General features: G+C 68.3%; 15 protein-coding genes. 7 read left to right on the top strand and 8 right to left on the bottom strand.

The window, feature by feature from the left end; translation table 11 throughout:
* Nucleotide 1 precedes the first annotated feature (1 nt).
* Complete coding sequence (locus ILT43_RS13160; RefSeq protein ID WP_204199417.1) at nucleotides 2-1,171, bottom strand: efflux RND transporter periplasmic adaptor subunit; 1,170 nt, start codon at nucleotides 1,169-1,171, stop codon at nucleotides 2-4.
* A 183-nt stretch (nucleotides 1,172-1,354) separates the two neighbouring features.
* On the opposite strand from ILT43_RS13160, the gene ILT43_RS13155 reads away from it, so the two are divergent.
* A complete protein-coding gene (locus ILT43_RS13155; RefSeq protein WP_204199416.1) occupies nucleotides 1,355-2,095 on the top strand; it encodes an SIMPL domain-containing protein in 741 nt (246 codons plus the stop codon).
* Nucleotides 2,096-2,198: 103 nt separating this feature from the next.
* Here ILT43_RS13155 and ILT43_RS13150 read toward each other — a convergent pair whose 3' ends face one another.
* From ILT43_RS13150 to ILT43_RS13140, 3 genes are all read right to left on the bottom strand, one after another.
* Nucleotides 2,199-2,456 carry a GlsB/YeaQ/YmgE family stress response membrane protein gene (locus ILT43_RS13150; protein ID WP_055840864.1) on the bottom strand — a complete coding sequence of 86 codons (258 nt, stop codon included), beginning with the start codon at nucleotides 2,454-2,456 and terminating at the stop codon, nucleotides 2,199-2,201.
* Between the two features lie 99 nt (nucleotides 2,457-2,555).
* The gene (sciP, locus tag ILT43_RS13145; RefSeq protein WP_204199415.1) at nucleotides 2,556-2,855 is read right to left on the bottom strand and encodes a CtrA inhibitor SciP; all 300 of its coding nucleotides are present in this window, start codon (nucleotides 2,853-2,855) and stop codon (nucleotides 2,556-2,558) included.
* Between the two features lie 103 nt (nucleotides 2,856-2,958).
* On the bottom strand, nucleotides 2,959-3,186 hold the full coding sequence (locus ILT43_RS13140; protein WP_204199414.1) for a hypothetical protein: 228 nt from the start codon (nucleotides 3,184-3,186) through the stop codon (nucleotides 2,959-2,961).
* A gap of 124 nt (nucleotides 3,187-3,310) precedes the next feature.
* On the opposite strand from ILT43_RS13140, the gene mnmA reads away from it, so the two are divergent.
* Nucleotides 3,311-4,417 carry a tRNA 2-thiouridine(34) synthase MnmA gene (gene mnmA, locus ILT43_RS13135; RefSeq protein WP_204199413.1) on the top strand — a complete coding sequence of 369 codons (1,107 nt, stop codon included), beginning with the start codon at nucleotides 3,311-3,313 and terminating at the stop codon, nucleotides 4,415-4,417.
* A 490-nt stretch (nucleotides 4,418-4,907) separates the two neighbouring features.
* On the opposite strand, the gene ILT43_RS13130 is transcribed toward mnmA, so the two are convergent.
* The 3 genes from ILT43_RS13130 to pdxH are packed head-to-tail and all read right to left on the bottom strand — an operon-like array spanning nucleotide 4,908 to nucleotide 7,236.
* Complete coding sequence (locus ILT43_RS13130; protein WP_204199412.1) at nucleotides 4,908-5,705, bottom strand: PhzF family phenazine biosynthesis protein; 798 nt, start codon at nucleotides 5,703-5,705, stop codon at nucleotides 4,908-4,910.
* A gap of 2 nt (nucleotides 5,706-5,707) precedes the next feature.
* Nucleotides 5,708-6,661 (bottom strand): cation diffusion facilitator family transporter, encoded by a 954-nt coding sequence (locus ILT43_RS13125; RefSeq protein ID WP_204199411.1) that lies wholly within the window; start codon nucleotides 6,659-6,661, stop codon nucleotides 5,708-5,710.
* Nucleotides 6,658-7,236 carry a pyridoxamine 5'-phosphate oxidase gene (gene pdxH / locus ILT43_RS13120; protein ID WP_204199410.1) on the bottom strand — a complete coding sequence of 193 codons (579 nt, stop codon included), beginning with the start codon at nucleotides 7,234-7,236 and terminating at the stop codon, nucleotides 6,658-6,660. The genes ILT43_RS13125 and pdxH overlap by 4 nt, the downstream gene beginning before the upstream one ends.
* An 82-nt stretch (nucleotides 7,237-7,318) precedes the next feature.
* On the opposite strand from pdxH, the gene ku reads away from it, so the two are divergent.
* The 5 genes from ku to ILT43_RS13095 all read left to right on the top strand — a co-directional run bounded on the left by ku (nucleotide 7,319) and on the right by ILT43_RS13095 (nucleotide 14,381).
* Nucleotides 7,319-8,197 carry a non-homologous end joining protein Ku gene (gene ku / locus ILT43_RS13115; protein WP_204199409.1) on the top strand — a complete coding sequence of 293 codons (879 nt, stop codon included), beginning with the start codon at nucleotides 7,319-7,321 and terminating at the stop codon, nucleotides 8,195-8,197.
* 69 nt (nucleotides 8,198-8,266) lie between these two features.
* Nucleotides 8,267-10,702, top strand: a complete 2,436-nt coding sequence (ligD, locus tag ILT43_RS13110) for a DNA ligase D (protein WP_204199408.1) — start codon at nucleotides 8,267-8,269, stop codon at nucleotides 10,700-10,702.
* 166 nt (nucleotides 10,703-10,868) lie between these two features.
* Nucleotides 10,869-13,316 carry a circularly permuted type 2 ATP-grasp protein gene (locus ILT43_RS13105; protein WP_204199407.1) on the top strand — a complete coding sequence of 816 codons (2,448 nt, stop codon included), beginning with the start codon at nucleotides 10,869-10,871 and terminating at the stop codon, nucleotides 13,314-13,316.
* Between the two features lie 10 nt (nucleotides 13,317-13,326).
* Nucleotides 13,327-14,211, top strand: a complete 885-nt coding sequence (locus tag ILT43_RS13100) for a transglutaminase N-terminal domain-containing protein (RefSeq protein WP_204199406.1) — start codon at nucleotides 13,327-13,329, stop codon at nucleotides 14,209-14,211.
* A complete protein-coding gene (locus ILT43_RS13095) occupies nucleotides 14,208-14,381 on the top strand; it encodes a hypothetical protein (protein WP_204199405.1) in 174 nt (57 codons plus the stop codon). Before ILT43_RS13100 ends, ILT43_RS13095 begins: the two co-directional genes overlap by 4 nt.
* Nucleotides 14,382-14,415: 34 nt before the next feature.
* Here ILT43_RS13095 and ILT43_RS13090 read toward each other — a convergent pair whose 3' ends face one another.
* On the bottom strand, nucleotides 14,416-14,664 hold the full coding sequence (locus ILT43_RS13090; RefSeq protein ID WP_204199404.1) for a hypothetical protein: 249 nt from the start codon (nucleotides 14,662-14,664) through the stop codon (nucleotides 14,416-14,418).
* Nucleotides 14,665-14,713 lie beyond the last annotated feature (49 nt).

The following is a 14,713-nucleotide window of genomic DNA, read 5'->3' as shown; positions in this document are numbered from 1 at the left end:
GTTAGCCCTTGCGTGCCTGGAGGACGGGTTTGATCTTCTGGCCGGGATTCAGGAACGCGCCCGCCGAAATCACGACGCGTTCGGTGCCGTTCAGCCCCTCGGCGATCGGGATGCCGTTGTCGGCGCCCTCACCCGTCTTGACCGAACGCCGCTCGACCTTGTCGTCCTTGCCGACGACGTAGACGAAATTGCCGGTCGCATCGGACAGCACCGCCGATTCGGGCAGCAACGGCTCGGACGCGCTGCCCGCGGTCACCGTCGCCGAGGCGAAGCCGCCGGGACGCAGCGCCGGATCGTACTTCACGGCGATGCGGGCGATACCCTGCCGCGTCGACGGATCGATCACGGGGGAAACCTGCCACACTTCGCCCGGGAAGCTCTGTGTGGAGCCGACCGGCGTGACGGTGGCGCGCGAACCGACGCGCAGGCCCTGAAGATCGCCTTCGCTCATCTGCGCGCGCATCTCCATCTGGCCGTTCTGCGCCATCCGGAACAACGCGCCGGAGCCGGAGCTGACGATCTGGCCCGGCTCGACCTGACGCGTCAGGATCAGGCCGGCGGTGGGGGCGCGGATATCGAGGCGGCCGTTGCGGGCGCGCGCCTCGCCCAGCGACGCCTGCGCGACCTTGACGCGGGCGGAGGCGGCGTCGCGCGTGGCGGCGCGGCGTTGCAGGTCGGCCTTGGAGATGAAGCCGCGATCGACGAGCTGCGCGGCGCGGTCGAGTTCCGCCTGCGCAAGGTCGGCATCGGCCTTCGCGACGCTGACCTGTGCGGCAAGCGAAGCCGCGGTCTGCGTCTGCACGGACCGGTCGACGGTCGCGAGCACCTGCCCGGCGGCGACCCACTGGCCGGGTTCGACCAGCACGCGGGTGACGAGGCCACCCTCGCCGGCGATGCCGACGGGCATGTCGCGACGGGCGGCGAGCGAGCCGGTCGTGGTCACGTCGCGCGCGACGACGGTGCGACCGGGGACCATGACGGAAATCGCCGCAAGCTGTTCGCCCGATGCGGTTTTCGCCGCACCGTCCGATTCGCCGCGGCCGAATACCGCCCAGCCGACGACCGCGAGCACCGCCACGACGATCGCGGCGATCAGGAACTTACGACGCGACGGCGGCGCTTCGACGCCCGGCAGCCGTTCCTGCGTGATAGAGCCCGTCTCGTAGTTCATCGGCTTTCGTCTTCCCCCGCACGACCCCACCGGTCAGTGACCGGGCTGTATTATCCGAATAGGTCACCAACCTCAATAGGGCGGCCATAGCATATCCTACACGATGTTCCTCGTTCATCGCAGGTTGCCAGCGGGCCGTTCATGGGCTGTGTCATCATCGTCGTCGCTCCACGGGAGAAGTCCATGCGCCTTGCCACCCTCGCCCTCGTCGCCACGGGCTTGTCCTCGCTGACGGCGTTCCCCGTCGTCGCGCAGACCGTGCCCGGCGTCGCACCGATGATCCCGGCGGAGGGCACCGTTCTGGACATCACGGCGGAAGGCCGCACGACGCGGGTGCCCGACCTCGCCACGATTCGGGCCGGGGTCGTCACGCAGGGCGCGACAGCCGCGCAGGCTTTGACCGCGAACGGCGGCGCGATGGAGAAGGTGATCGCGGCCCTTCGCAAGGCCGGCGTGCAGCCGCGCGATCTGGAGACCGCGTCGGTCCAGTTGTCGCCTCAGTACCGATACCAGGACAACCAGCCGCCGGTCATCACCGGCTATCAGGCGACCAACAGCGTCAGCATCCGCTTCCGCGATATCGCCAGATCGGGAACGATCCTCGATACGCTGGTGGCGCAGGGCGCGAACCAGATCGACGGGCCGAACCTGTCCGTCGACCAGCCCGATGCGGCGCTGGACGAAGCCCGGACCGATGCCGTGAAGAAGGCGCGGGCGCGGGCGGAGCTGTATGCGAAGGCGGCCGGTATGCGCGTGCTACGGGTCGTATCGATCGACGAGACCGGGCAGGATGCCGGCGGGCCGGACCGCCCGCCCGTGTTCCTGCAGGCGCGGGCGCAGATGATGGATTCCGCCACGAAGATCGTGCCGGGCGAGAAGGACATCACCGTGACACTGCGCGTGCGTTTCGTTCTGGGACAATAGAACATGAAAAAGGGGCCGCCCGGCATGCCCGGCGGCCCCATTTCCGTAGTGACACTGGTCGTGTCGCTGTTCCGCCATCCAAGCCGGCGGAAGAGCGTCCGACTTAACGGACGCTACCGCGACGCACCAGGTTGACGATCCCGAGCAGGACCACCGCACCGAGCAGCGACACAAGGAACGACGTGACGTTCAGGGGCGCGTTGTTGATTGAACCGCCGCTGATGATCAGCCCGCCGATGAAGGCGCCGATGATCCCGACGACGATGTTCAGGAAGATACCCTGCTGGGCATCCGTGCGCATGATGATGCTGGCGAGCCAGCCGATGACGCCGCCGATGATGAGCCAAAGGATGATACCCATTACACTTCCCTCCATTATGCCCATCATACGGGCGATGGAGGTACAAATCGGTGGCGTTGATTTATGTTCCGCCTGCGATCCGATTCAGAACATGGATTTTTAGTATCGTTGCTGGCGTTCGTACAGGGAACGATAATGCTGGATGCGCGTGACGCGCAGCCCCGGCATCCCCGACCGGTCGATCGCGCGCTGCCACCCGGCGAATTCCTCCACCGTCAGCCCGTACCGCTCGCAGACTTCGTCGACGGACAGCAGGCCGCCATTGACCGCCGCAACGACCTCGGCCTTGCGCCGCACGACCCAGCGGCTGGTGCCCGGAGGCGGAAGCGTGTCCAGCGTCAAAGACTCGCCCAGGGGGCCGATGACTTTCGCGGGGCGGATCTTCTGGTTCTCGATCATACTCAACCTCTGTCGGGGCGGGGGGCCCCCTTCACGAACTCGATGGGTGGGGAGTAAGGGCGGGACTTGAAGATCGCCTGAAACCCCACGGTAAACGCGCTCTTCATTCGTCCTTCCAACGTGTTATCGCGGCCGCCACCTGGCCGTTGAAGCTGCCGTCCCGCGGTGCGAACTCCGAGGGTTTCGGACGCTGGACGGCATCGCCGGCCGCTTGCGCGGTCGCGGTCGGGCTGGCCGACTGCCGCGCCTGCACACCGATCATCAGCACCGCCAGATCGCCCGGCCACGCCACCGGTTCGGCATCGCGATCGAAGGAGAAGCTGAGGTCCAAGGCGGCGTGTCTTTCGGGCAGGAAAAAGGGTCGGTCGCCGGCGTGTAGCGGCAAGGGCATGAAGGTCCGGTAAAGCGCGGCCCATGCTCGCCATTCGACCCGCACGCGCCTATGTGACGGAACGATGGACGAAACGGATTTCCAGTTGGGCGCCGATGTCGGTGCCAGGCGGATCGTCGTCGCCATGTCGGGCGGCGTCGACAGCTCGGTCGTGGCGGCGCTGGCGGCGCGGACCGGCGCGGAGACGATCGGCGTCACGCTGCAACTCTACGACCACGGCGAGGCGGTCGGGCGCGCGGGCAGCTGCTGCGCCGGCCGCGACATCCGCGATGCGCGCGCGGTGTGCGACCGGCTCGGCATCGCGCACTATGTCTTCGATCACGAGAGCGCGTTCCGGCGCGACGTCGTCGACCGCTTCGCCGACGAGTATCTCGCCGGGCGGACGCCGATCCCGTGCGTGTCGTGCAACACGGGACCGAAGTTCACCGACCTGCTGGCGCTGGCACGCGAGCTGGGCGCGGACTGTCTGGCGACCGGCCATTACGTCCGGCGGGTCGAGGGGCCGAACGGCGCGGAGCTGCACCGCGGCGCCGACCCGGCGCGCGACCAGAGCTATTTCCTGTTCGCGACGACGCAGGACCAGCTCGACTATCTCCGCTTCCCGCTCGGCGGCCTGCCCAAGGCACGGGTGCGGGAGATCGCGGCGGAACTGGGTCTGGGCGTCGCCGCCAAGCCCGACAGCCAGGACATTTGCTTCGTGCCGGACGGCGACTATGCCGGGCTGGTCCGCAAGCTGCGTCCCGATGCGGATACCGCGGGCGAGATCGTCGATCTGTCAGGCCGCACGCTGGGGCGGCACCGGGGGCTGATCCACTTCACGGTCGGACAGCGTCGCGGGCTGGAGATCGGCGGCACGCCGGAGCCGCTGTACGTGGTGCGGCTGGAGCCCGACTCGAAGCGCGTTGTGGTGGGGCCGCGGGCGGCGCTGGCGGTCGAGGCAGCGGTGCTGGAGAACCTCAACTGGATCGGGGGCGACCATCGCGGGCCACTGACCGCCAAGGTCCGGTCGATGGCGAAGCCGGTTCCGGCGCGGCTGGAGGGCGGACGCCTGAGCTTCGACGCGCCCGAGTATGGCGTCGCACCGGGTCAGGCGGCGGTGTTGTACGCGGGTGAGCGGGTGCTGGGCGGCGGCTGGATCGCCGCGACGGAGGCGGCGCTGCTGGCGGCATGAGTCGGATAGATGGGAACATGGTCTGCCGGGCTATACTGCCGGCGAAGCCCCAGCCCTCTCCCACTCCGTCATTCCAGCGAAAGCTGCGATTCTACCGTGGGCGAGCGGGTCGCGCCGCGTGAGACTCCAGCTTTCGCTGGGGTGACGAGGACGTTGGAGTGGCGCTGCGGCAACTGCCGCGCTGCAAAGCACATCGGATGGAACATGGGCGGGAGAGAGCGTGGTGGTGCGCTCGATCTCCCGCCGCTGTCGTGTTCGCCGGTGCCGGTCTTGCCGGCGGCTCCGCTCCAGAATTCGTCTTTTTTTTGACGGCGTCCGCGACAGTCGCGGGCTGCGTAGAGGAGCGACGGGCAAAAAAAAAGGCCGGACAAGCCGGCCTGTGAAGTTTTTAGGAGAGGATGCCTGAAAGGCACGCTCTTTGTGCAGTGCAGCGCGGCTCTTCGCAAGTGCAACTTGATCCATCATAGTTGCAAATGTTGCAATCGTATACTCAGGGGAGCAGGAACGTGCCCTCGATCACGGTGACGCACTGGCCGCCGAGCACCACCCGGTCGCCATCGAGTCGGCAGGTCAGGTGACCTCCGCGCGCACTTGCCTGAAAGGCGGTCATCGTGTCGCGGCCGAGCCGCTTCGCCCAATAGGGGACGGCCAGCGCATGGGCGGAGCCGGTCACGGGGTCCTCGTCGATCCCATAGGCGGGCGTGAACACGCGGCTGACGATATCGGTGGTCGCACCCGGCGCGGTGACGACCGCGACCATCGGTTCCAGTGCAGCGAGCGCACGCTGGTCCGGATCGAGATTGCGGACGACGTCCTCGTCCTCGACCACGATCAGCGCATAGCCATGTTCGTGCCACAGGATGTCGGCGGGACCGGTGATCCCCAGCGCCTCGACCAGCCCCGGCATCGCGCGCGGCGACGGACCCCATGCGGGGAGCGACAGCGTGTAGCCGTCATCCTGCCGCGCGACCTCCAGCATGCCCGCCTTGCGCGTGCGGAAGCGGACCTTCAGCCACGTCGGGTCCGACGACAGCACGACATGGCCGCTGGCCAGCGTGGCGTGGCCGCACAGCACGACCTCCGCGCCCGGGGTGAACCAGCGCAGCTCGAAATCGGCATCGTCATCCTCGGCGGCAACGAGGAAGGCGGTTTCGCTGAGGTTGTTCTCCTGCGCGATCTTCAGGAGCACATCGTCGGCCAGCCACGCCGACAGCGGCATCACCGCCGCCGGATTGCCCGTGAACGGCGCATCGGCGAACGCGTCGACCTGGGTGAAGGGTATTCGCATCGTCAATATCCCACGCGCTTGCTGAACCAGTGCGGCGTCACGTCCGCCTCCACCAGCGGGTTGTCGGTATCGGTGTGCCCTTCGGGATCGAGGTGGATCAGCACCTCGACCTTGGGAAACGCACGCTTCAGGTTGCGCTCGACCGATTCGACAAGGTCGTGGGCGCGCGCGACGGTGATGGTCGGATCGACCTCCATGTGGAATTGCGCGAAATCGTGGCTGCCGGAGCGGCGCGTGCGGAAATCGTGGATGCCGCGTAGCCCCGGCTGGCGCGCGGCAATGTCGAGGAACGCGGAACGCTGATCCTCCGGCCATTCCTTGTCCATCAGTTGATCGATCGCATTCGACGACGCCTGAAACGCGCCCCAGGCGAGCCATGCGGCGATAGCGATGCCGAACAGCGCGTCGGCACCGTGCCAGCCCATATATTGATCGAGCACCAGCGCGGCGATCACCGACCCGTTGAGCAGCACGTCTGATTGATAGTGGACGTTGTCCGCCATGATCGCGACGGAGCCGGTCTGGCGGATGATGCGCCGTTGATACCAGAGCAGCAGCACGGTCGCACCGATCGCCACGATCGACACGCCGATCCCGAACTCCGCATCCTGCGTCGGTGCGGTCTCGCCCAGCGCCATGAGCGCTCGCCAGCCGATACCGGCGGCGGACGCGGTGATGAGGCCTACCTGGAACAGCGCCGCCAGCGCCTCCGCCTTGCCGTGGCCGAAGCGGTGGTCGTGATCGGCGGGCGTCGCCGCCAGCCGCACGCCGTACAGCGTCACGAGGCTGGCGAGCAGGTCGAGCCCGGTATCCGCCAGCGAACCCAGCATCGCGACCGAGCCGGTGTGCCATGCGGCGAAGCCCTTGAGCGCCAGCAGGAACAGCGCCATCGCGACGCTGGCGAGCGCCGCGCGCGTGGCGAGCGGGAGCGCGAGACGACGTTCTTCGCGGGTCATGGGTAGAGCAGCCCCTCCGTCCAGCCGCCGTCCTCGCGCACGAACAGGCGGCGTTCGTGCAGCCGGTGCGCGCGGTCCTGCCAGAATTCGATCTGTTTCGGCGCGACGACATAGCCACCCCAGAAAGGCGGGCGCGGAATATCCTGCCCCTCGAACCGGGCCTTCATCTCGTCAACGCGACGCTCGAACGTCTCGCGTGCGTCGAGCGGACGCGATTGCTCCGACGCCCATGCCCCGAGCTGCGAGTCGCGACCGCGGCTGGCATAATAGGCGTCCGACTGCGCCTCGGTGGCGAGCGACACGGGGCCCTCGATCCGCACCTGCCGGCGCAGCGACTTCCAATGGAACAGCAATGCGGCGTTGGGATTGGCGGCAAGGTCGCCGGCCTTGCGCCCGTCGCGGTTGGTGTAGAACACGAAACCGTCCGGCCCATGCCCCTTCAAGAGGACCATGCGGACGGAAGGGTGCCCCTGCCCATCCGCCGTGGCGAGCGCCATCGCGTTGGGATCATTGGGTTCGGACGCCTTCGCCTCCGCGAACCACGTATCGAACAGGGTGAAAGGGTCGTCGGTCATGCCCCGCCCTTACCGCAATCGCGCGGCGAACGGAACGAGTCCGCGAGCGCCGCATTCATTCAGGATAATCGGGGATCAGAACATGGCGGCACGCGCATATTGGCAGGGGCAGATCCGGTTGGCGCTGGTGTCCATTCCGGTCGAAATCTACTCCGCCACCAAAAGCGGCGCGGCGGTGTCGTTCCGCCAGATCCACGAACCCTCGGGCAAACCGATATCGTACGAGAAGGTCGTGACGGGCATGGGCCCGGTCGACGTCGACGAGATCGTCAAGGGGTACGAGGTGTCGAAGGGCGAATACGTGCTGCTGGAGCAGGACGAGATCGACGCGGTGAAGCTCGAATCGAAGAAGACGCTGGAGCTGACGCAGTTCGTCGACGCGTCCGAGATCGACGTGCTCTATTATGAGAAGCCCTATTTCGTGGTTCCGGCCGACGATCTGGCGGAGGAGGCGTTCATCGTCCTGCGCGAGGCGTTGCGGCGGACGAAGAAGGTCGGGCTGGGCCAGTTGGCGATGCGCGGCCGCGAATATGTCGTCAGCCTGAAACCGTGCGGGCGCGGCATGGTGCTGGAGACGCTGCGCTATGCCGATGAAGTGCACAAGGCGCAGGGGTATTTTCGTGAGATTCCGGACGACAAGCCCGACGCCGAACTGCTCGACCTGGCGGAGGCGCTGATCGACCGGAAGACGTCCGCGTTCGATCCGCAGGAGTTTCATGACCGTTACGTCGATGCCCTGAAAGGATTGATCGAGCGGAAGCGCAAGGCGCACGGGAAGAAGATCATCGAGGAGAAGGACACGGGCGAGGCGAAGGGATCGAACGTCGTCGACCTGATGGCGGCGCTGCGCAAATCGATGGGCGACAAGGCGACGCCGGCGAAGAAGGAGCCGGCCGCAGAGAAGGCGGCTGCGGCGAAGAAGACGCCGGCGCGGAAGCCTGCGGCGAAGAAGCGTGCTTGAAGGCTGCGCTGCTCCCCTCCCTCGTAGGGGGAGAAGATGGTGCACCCTTCCTGACGGGGAGCGGAGCCAATGACCGACGCGCTCGAACGGTACAACGCCAAGCGCGACTTCACCAAGACCGCGGAGCCGGCGGGGACGCTCGCGCCCGGCAACGGCAACAGCTTCATGGTCCAGAAGCACGACGCGACGCGGCTGCACTGGGATTTCCGGCTGGAGATCGACGGCGTCCTGAAAAGCTGGGCCGTCACGCGGGGGCCTAGCCTCGATCCGAACGAAAAGCGGCTGGCGGTGCGGACCGAGGATCATCCGCTGAGCTATGCGACATTCGAGGGAACGATCCCCAAGGGCGAATATGGCGGCGGCACGGTGATGCTGTGGGACCGCGGAACGTGGTCGCCGATCGCCGGCAAGTCCGCGAAGGACATCGACGAGGGCCATCTGCATTTCGTGCTGGAGGGCGAGCGGATGCGGGGCGAGTGGCTGCTGATCCGCCTGAAACCGCGGGGCAAGGAGCGCGGCGAGAACTGGCTGTTGCGCAAGGTGGAGGACGGGTTCGCCGGCGGCACCGACACGCTGGTCGAGGAAGCGCTGACCAGCGTCGCCACCGGCCGGACGATGAGCGAAATCGCCGAGGGGAAGACAGCGGCGAAGGTTGCGCCGAAGATGCGCAAGGCTGCACCGAAAAAGGCGGCGACCGGCAAGCGCGCGCCAGTGTTCCGCGAGCCGCAATTGTGCACATTGGTCGACGCGGTGCCGGCGGGATCGACGTGGCTCCACGAGATCAAATATGACGGGTATCGCACGCTGGTCGCCGGCGCCGGCAAGGCGGCGAAGGTCTTCACCCGCAGCGGTCTCGACTGGAGCGACAAGTTCGGCGGCATCGCCGATGCGGTGGCGGCGCTGCCGGGCACGGCGCTGATCGACGGCGAAATCGTCGCCTTCCGCGACGGCAAGCCCGACTTCGCCGCGCTGAAGGATGCGATCGCGGCGGCGGACGGGGGCATGACGCTGTTCGCGTTCGACCTGATCGAACAGGACGGCGAGGACCTGTCCGACCTGCCGCTGACGGAGCGCAAGGAGCGGCTGCGCGCGCTGATCGGCGAGGGGTCGGAGACGCTGCGCTATTCCGAGCACGTCGTCGGATCGGGCGAGGCGCTGTTCGAACAGATGTGTCGTGAGGGGCTGGAGGGTGTCGTGTCGAAGCGCGCCGACTCGCCCTACCGGTCGGGACGCACCAAGGCGTGGCTCAAGGCCAAGTGCATCCAGCGGCAGGAATTCGTGATCGTCGGCTGGCAACCGTCGCCGAAAGGGCGCGGCTTCGCGTCGCTGCTGCTGGCGGTGCATGAAGGCGACGGCTTCGCCTATCGCGGCAAGGTCGGCACCGGCTTCAACGCCGCGACGATGGACGAACTGGTCGCGAAACTGGCGCCGCTGGAGCGCAAGACGGCGCCCGTCAGCGCGCCACGGGCGATGGTGCGCGGCGCGAAATGGGTGACGCCGAAACTGGTCGCGGAGATCGCCTATGCGGAGGTGACGCCGGACGGCATGCTGCGCCACGCCAGCTTCATCGGCCTGCGCGAGGACAAGGGCGCGAACGAGGTGGTGGCGGAGATTCCCGCCCCTGCGCCCGATGCGAAGACCGCGACCAGCGTGAAGATCAGCAATCGCGACCGGGTGATCTTCCCGGAATCGAACGTCACCAAGGTGCAGTTGGCGGACTATTACGCGGCGATCGCACCGATCATGCTCCCGTGGGCCGGCAAGCGCCCGGTCAGTCTGGTCCGCTGTCCGCAGGGTCGCGCGCGCGCCTGCTTCTTCCAGAAACACGATGCGGGCAGCTTCGGCGATACGGTGCATCAGGTGCCGATCCGCGAAAAGGACGGATCGACCGAAAACTACCTGTACGTCGATACGGCCGACGGGCTGGTCGCATGCGTGCAGATGGGTGCGATTGAATTCCACGGCTGGGGATCTTCCGTCGCCAGCGTCGAACAGCCCGACCGCATGGTCTTCGATCTCGACCCCGACGAGGGGCTGGACTTCGCCGACACGAAAAAGGCGGCGGAGCATCTGAAGGAACAGTTGGCGGAACTGGGGCTGGTCAGCTTTCCGCTGCTGTCGGGGGGCAAGGGCGTCCACGTCGTCGTGCCGCTGACGCCCAAAGCCGAGTGGCCGGCGGTGAAGGATTTCGCCAGCCGCTTCGCACAGGCGCTGGCACAGGCGGAGCCGGACCGGTTCGTCGCGACAATGGCGAAGGCGAAGCGGAAGGGCCGCATCTTCATCGACTGGCTGCGCAACCAGCGTGGGGCGACCGCGATCATGCCCTATTCGGCGCGCGCGCGGGAGGGTGCGCCGGTGGCGGTGCCGGTGTCATGGACCGAATTGCGCGACATCGACACGGCGGCGCGGTGGAGCGTGACCGACCTCGACGCGCTGGCAAAGCGCGCCGGTGGGCGTGGGTTGGAGGGCTGGGGCGTGGCGGATCAGGTGTTGCCGGATTTTTGAGCGGCCCTTTGCTGCTCCCCTCCCCAAGGGCAGGGGAGCCAGGAAGAGAAAAGTTGCGACACTCCGGCCTCCTCGTTCACAGACCGAAACGGCTTGCCGCCGCCGTCTGCGTGTGGGACCACGCGCGCCTGCATTTCCGCCCAGCAAAGGACGCGACGCGACGGTCATGGCGACGCAGTCGACCTCTCTCTTCGACGCCGGCGTGAACGCGCGGCGGTGGATCGACGACTATGTCGCACGGGCGCCGGCGCATGACGTGCTCGCGACGGGATCAACCGAGCCGTGGGCGACGATGCTGGAGGAGCTGGCAGCGGTCGCGAGTGACGATCTGGGCCATGCGCGCGAGCGCGTGCAGCGGCACGCGGCGGATATCGGCACCGGTTTTCGGATCATCGGCGAGGCGGACGAGCGGCCGTGGCCGGTGTCGCCCGTCCCGCTGCTGATCGAGGCATCGGAATGGGCCGGGATCGAAGCGGGCGTGGCGCAGCGCGCGGAGTTGATCGAGCGCGTGGTCGCGGACCTGTATGGCGAGGGACGGCTGGTCGCCGAGGGCGTGCTGCCCGCGTCGCTGGTGACCGGCAGCCGCCTGTTCCTGCGGCCGATGGTCGGGCTGGAGCCGCCGGGCGGCAAGCATCTGCAATTCGTGGCGTTCGACCTGGCGCGCGGGCCGACCGGCGAGTGGCGGGTGCTGGCCGATCACCTGCGCGCGCCGGCGGGGGCGGGCTATGCGCTGGAGAACCGGCTGGCGGTCGGGCGGACGCTGGGCGGTCTGGCGGCGCGGCTGAACGTGCAGCGGCACGCGCCGTTCTTCGCGGCGTTCCGCAGCGGACTGGCGGCGCTGTGCCGGCGCGACGATCCGCGCATCGGCCTGCTGACGCCGGGGCGGTTCAACCCGAGCTATCCAGAGCAGGCGCACCTCGCCCGGTATCTGGGACTGTTGCTGGTCGAGGGGGCCGACCTCGCCGCGCTGGAGGGCAAGGTCTATGTCCGCACGATCGGCGGGCTGAAGCGGATCGATGCGCTGTGGCGCAGACTCGACCCGCGCATGCTCGATCCGCTGGCGTTCGACACCCATTCGCAGATCGGCGTACCCGGCCTGATCGATGCCTATGCGGAGGGCAATGTCGTGCTCGCCAACGCGCCGGGCGCGGCGGTGATGGAGGCGCCCGCCTTCCACGCGTTCATGCCGGCACTGGCGCGCGCGGTGCTGGGCGAGCCGCTGAAGCTGCCGACGATCGCGACATGGTGGTGCGGTGGTCCCGACGAGTGCGCGCATGTCGCCGCCAATCTCGACCGGCTGACGATCGCGCCGGCCTTCGGGCATCTGCCGCTCGGGCTGGCCGACGACGCGTCGCGCGCCGACCTGATCGCCGACATGGCCCGCCGCCCGCAGGATTATGTCGGGCAGGAGGAGGTGCGGCTGTCGACGATGCCCGTCGTGGTCGGCGACCGGCTGGAGGCGCGGCCGTTCATGCTGCGCGTGTTCGCGGCGCGCGACGGCGATGGTCACTGGGCCGTCATGCCGGGCGGATTCGGCCGGATCGGCGAACATCCGCAGGCGACCGTGGCGGCGATCGGCGAGGGGCTGTGGTCGGCCGACGTGTGCATCTACGGCGCGGAGCCGGTCGCGCCGGTGTCGCTGCTGACGGCCACCGATTCGCTGCACGTCCGGCGCAATCCGGGCACGCTGCCGAGCCGGGTGGCGGACAATTTCTACTGGCTGGGCCGCTATCTGGAGCGGGGCGAGGCGTTGCTGGGCGCGATCCGCGTGCTGCTGGGCAATTCCATCGACGCGGACGGCGGCGGCGCGGTGCTGCCGACGGCGACGCTGGCGCGGCTGGTCGGCATGCTGGCCGGATCGAACGCGGCTCCCGCTCCCGCCTCGCTCAACCGCCCCGCGCTGATCCAGTTCGCGCGGACCGCGATGGAAGACCCGGACTGGCATTCGGTGGCGGCGATCAACCGCAACGCGCGCGCGATCGGCGAGGGATCGCGCGATCGGCTGTCGGCGGACATGGTGCGCCTGCTGGAGGCCCCCTTCCCCACGCAGCGCGGGATGCTGGAGCGGGCGGGGTCGCTGCAACGGCGTTACGCGGCGATCGTCGGCCTGTCGGCAGAACATATGGTGCGGACCTCGGCGTGGCGGTTCCACGATCTCGGCCGGCGGATCGAGCGGGCGGCGGCGATCGCGCGGGCGGTGCGGCTGTTCGGCATGCCGGGCGCGACGGTGGACGATCTGTCGACGTTGCTGGACCTCGCGGACAGCCAGATCAGCTATCGCCAGCGTTATCCGACCGGGCTGGCGCGCGTCGCCGTGGTCGATCTCGTCGCGCTCGATCCGAACAACCCGCGCAGCCTGGGTTTCCAGACGGAGCGGATCGCCAATCACCTCGCCGCGCTGCCGGTACTGGGGGACGACGAGATGGCGGAGGCGCAGCAGGCGCAGGCGATCCGGCTAAAGGCGATCGTCGAAACCGCGGACGCAACGACGCTGGACGTGGATACGCTGGGGGATGTCGAGAGCCGGCTGGTCGCGCTGTCGGACGCCGTGGCGCGGCGGTATTTTCTGCAAGGCGCGGAGCCGCTGCGTGCGGTCGGGCTGACGCTCGCATGAGGGTGGCGGCGTGATCTACGACATCCGGCACGTCACGACGTTCGACTATGGCAACCAGGTCAAGTTCGCGCGCTGCAATCTGCGGCTGAAGCCGATCGACTGGCCGGGGCAGACGCTGGACGATTACCGGCTGACGGTGTCGCCGGTCGGCCGGACCAGCCCGGCGCGGGCGGAAGCGGGCCTCGCCAACGTCACGCGGCTGGTGGTGGACAGCCCCGTCCGCACGCTGACGATCGAGAGCGTCGCGCGGGTGACGGTGGATCGGTTGGTCCCGATCCCGGCCGCCGACGATCCGACGCTGGCGGAGATCGCGCAACTGGCGCGAACCAGCCGCGACCTGTCGGCGGCGGGACCGGCGGCGTATATCTATCCCTCGCCGCTGATCCCGCTGGACCCGGAGATCGGCGCGTGGTGCGCGGCCGACCTTGATCCGGCGCGGGGATCGCTGGAGGCGGGCATGGCGCTGGCGCGGCGCATCCAGCGCGATTTCGCGTTCGATGCGGATGCGACCTTCGTCGACACAACCCCGATCGACGCGTTCCGGCAGCGGCGCGGCGTGTGTCAGGATTTCGCGCAGATCATGATCGCGGGTCTACGGGCGGCGGGGCTGCCGGCCGCCTACGCATCGGGCTATATCCGCACGATCCCGCCGCCCGGACAGGCGCGGCTGGTGGGTGCCGACGCGACGCATGCGTGGGTGCTGCTGTGGTGCGGGCCAGTGCGCGGCTGGGTGGGGATGGACCCGACCAACGGCATCTGGATGGCGGCGGACCATATCGTCACCGCGATCGGGCGCGACTATGCGGAGATCGCGCCGGTCGACGGGGTCGTGCTGGGATCGGGCGCGCAGGATATGGACGTCAGCGTCGATGTCGCGCCGCTGGAGGGTTCGTGAAGCGGGTCGCGCTGGTGGCGCTCATCGTCGCAGTGGTGTTCGGGGTGAGTTACTGGCTGTTCGCGACGATCACCGGGCGCAACCTGCCCGACTGGGCGCTGGTGCTGCCGTTGATGGTGATCGGGACGGATATCGGGTGGTCGGTCGCGCGGCGAGCGATGCGGCGCTGACCGGGTCAGGCCGGGACGAGCCCGGCCCGACTACTCATTTCGTCACGGCGTTGGGATCGCCGGCGTCGGGATCGTCCTTGTCCGCGGGGCCGGAATAGGCATTGTCGGTCTGGCCGCCATGACCGAAGAAGCCGCCGCCTTCGGGTTTCTTGCCGGTCTGCGGGTTGGGATAGGCGCCGCCGTTGCTCTCGCCGCCGGCATCTTTCGCGGGGGCATCGGACACGCCGTCGGGCGCGACCTTGCGGCCGTCGCCGCCATTCGCCTGCATCGGTTGATCGGACATGGGATCGTCTCCTTCGCCCGGCATAACGCGCCGCATGGCTCGCGCGTTG

The organism is Sphingomonas longa (assembly GCF_016892685.1).
Classification (GTDB): Bacteria; Pseudomonadota; Alphaproteobacteria; order Sphingomonadales; family Sphingomonadaceae; genus Sphingomonas; species Sphingomonas longa.
Note: the sequence above shows the minus strand (reverse complement) of the source record. Positions and strands in the feature narration are given on the sequence as shown.

What these genes read in the sequence shown, in the direction of transcription:
- ILT43_RS13160 (WP_204199417.1), bottom strand. Translation starts at nt 1,171, where the DNA reads ATGAACTACGAGACGGGCTCTATCACGCAGGAACGGCTGCCGGGCGTC.
- mnmA (WP_204199413.1), top strand. Translation starts at nt 3,311, where the DNA reads ATGGACGAAACGGATTTCCAGTTGGGCGCCGATGTCGGTGCCAGGCGG.
- ILT43_RS13125 (WP_204199411.1), bottom strand. Translation starts at nt 6,661, where the DNA reads ATGACCCGCGAAGAACGTCGTCTCGCGCTCCCGCTCGCCACGCGCGCG.
- ILT43_RS13130 (WP_204199412.1), bottom strand. Translation starts at nt 5,705, where the DNA reads ATGCGAATACCCTTCACCCAGGTCGACGCGTTCGCCGATGCGCCGTTC.
- ILT43_RS13090 (WP_204199404.1), bottom strand. Translation starts at nt 14,664, where the DNA reads ATGTCCGATCAACCGATGCAGGCGAATGGCGGCGACGGCCGCAAGGTC.
- ku (WP_204199409.1), top strand. Translation starts at nt 7,319, where the DNA reads ATGGCGGCACGCGCATATTGGCAGGGGCAGATCCGGTTGGCGCTGGTG.
- pdxH (WP_204199410.1), bottom strand. Translation starts at nt 7,236, where the DNA reads ATGACCGACGACCCTTTCACCCTGTTCGATACGTGGTTCGCGGAGGCG.
- ligD (WP_204199408.1), top strand. Translation starts at nt 8,267, where the DNA reads ATGACCGACGCGCTCGAACGGTACAACGCCAAGCGCGACTTCACCAAG.
- ILT43_RS13105 (WP_204199407.1), top strand. Translation starts at nt 10,869, where the DNA reads ATGGCGACGCAGTCGACCTCTCTCTTCGACGCCGGCGTGAACGCGCGG.
- sciP (WP_204199415.1), bottom strand. Translation starts at nt 2,855, where the DNA reads ATGATCGAGAACCAGAAGATCCGCCCCGCGAAAGTCATCGGCCCCCTG.
- ILT43_RS13150 (WP_055840864.1), bottom strand. Translation starts at nt 2,456, where the DNA reads ATGGGTATCATCCTTTGGCTCATCATCGGCGGCGTCATCGGCTGGCTC.
- ILT43_RS13155 (WP_204199416.1), top strand. Translation starts at nt 1,355, where the DNA reads ATGCGCCTTGCCACCCTCGCCCTCGTCGCCACGGGCTTGTCCTCGCTG.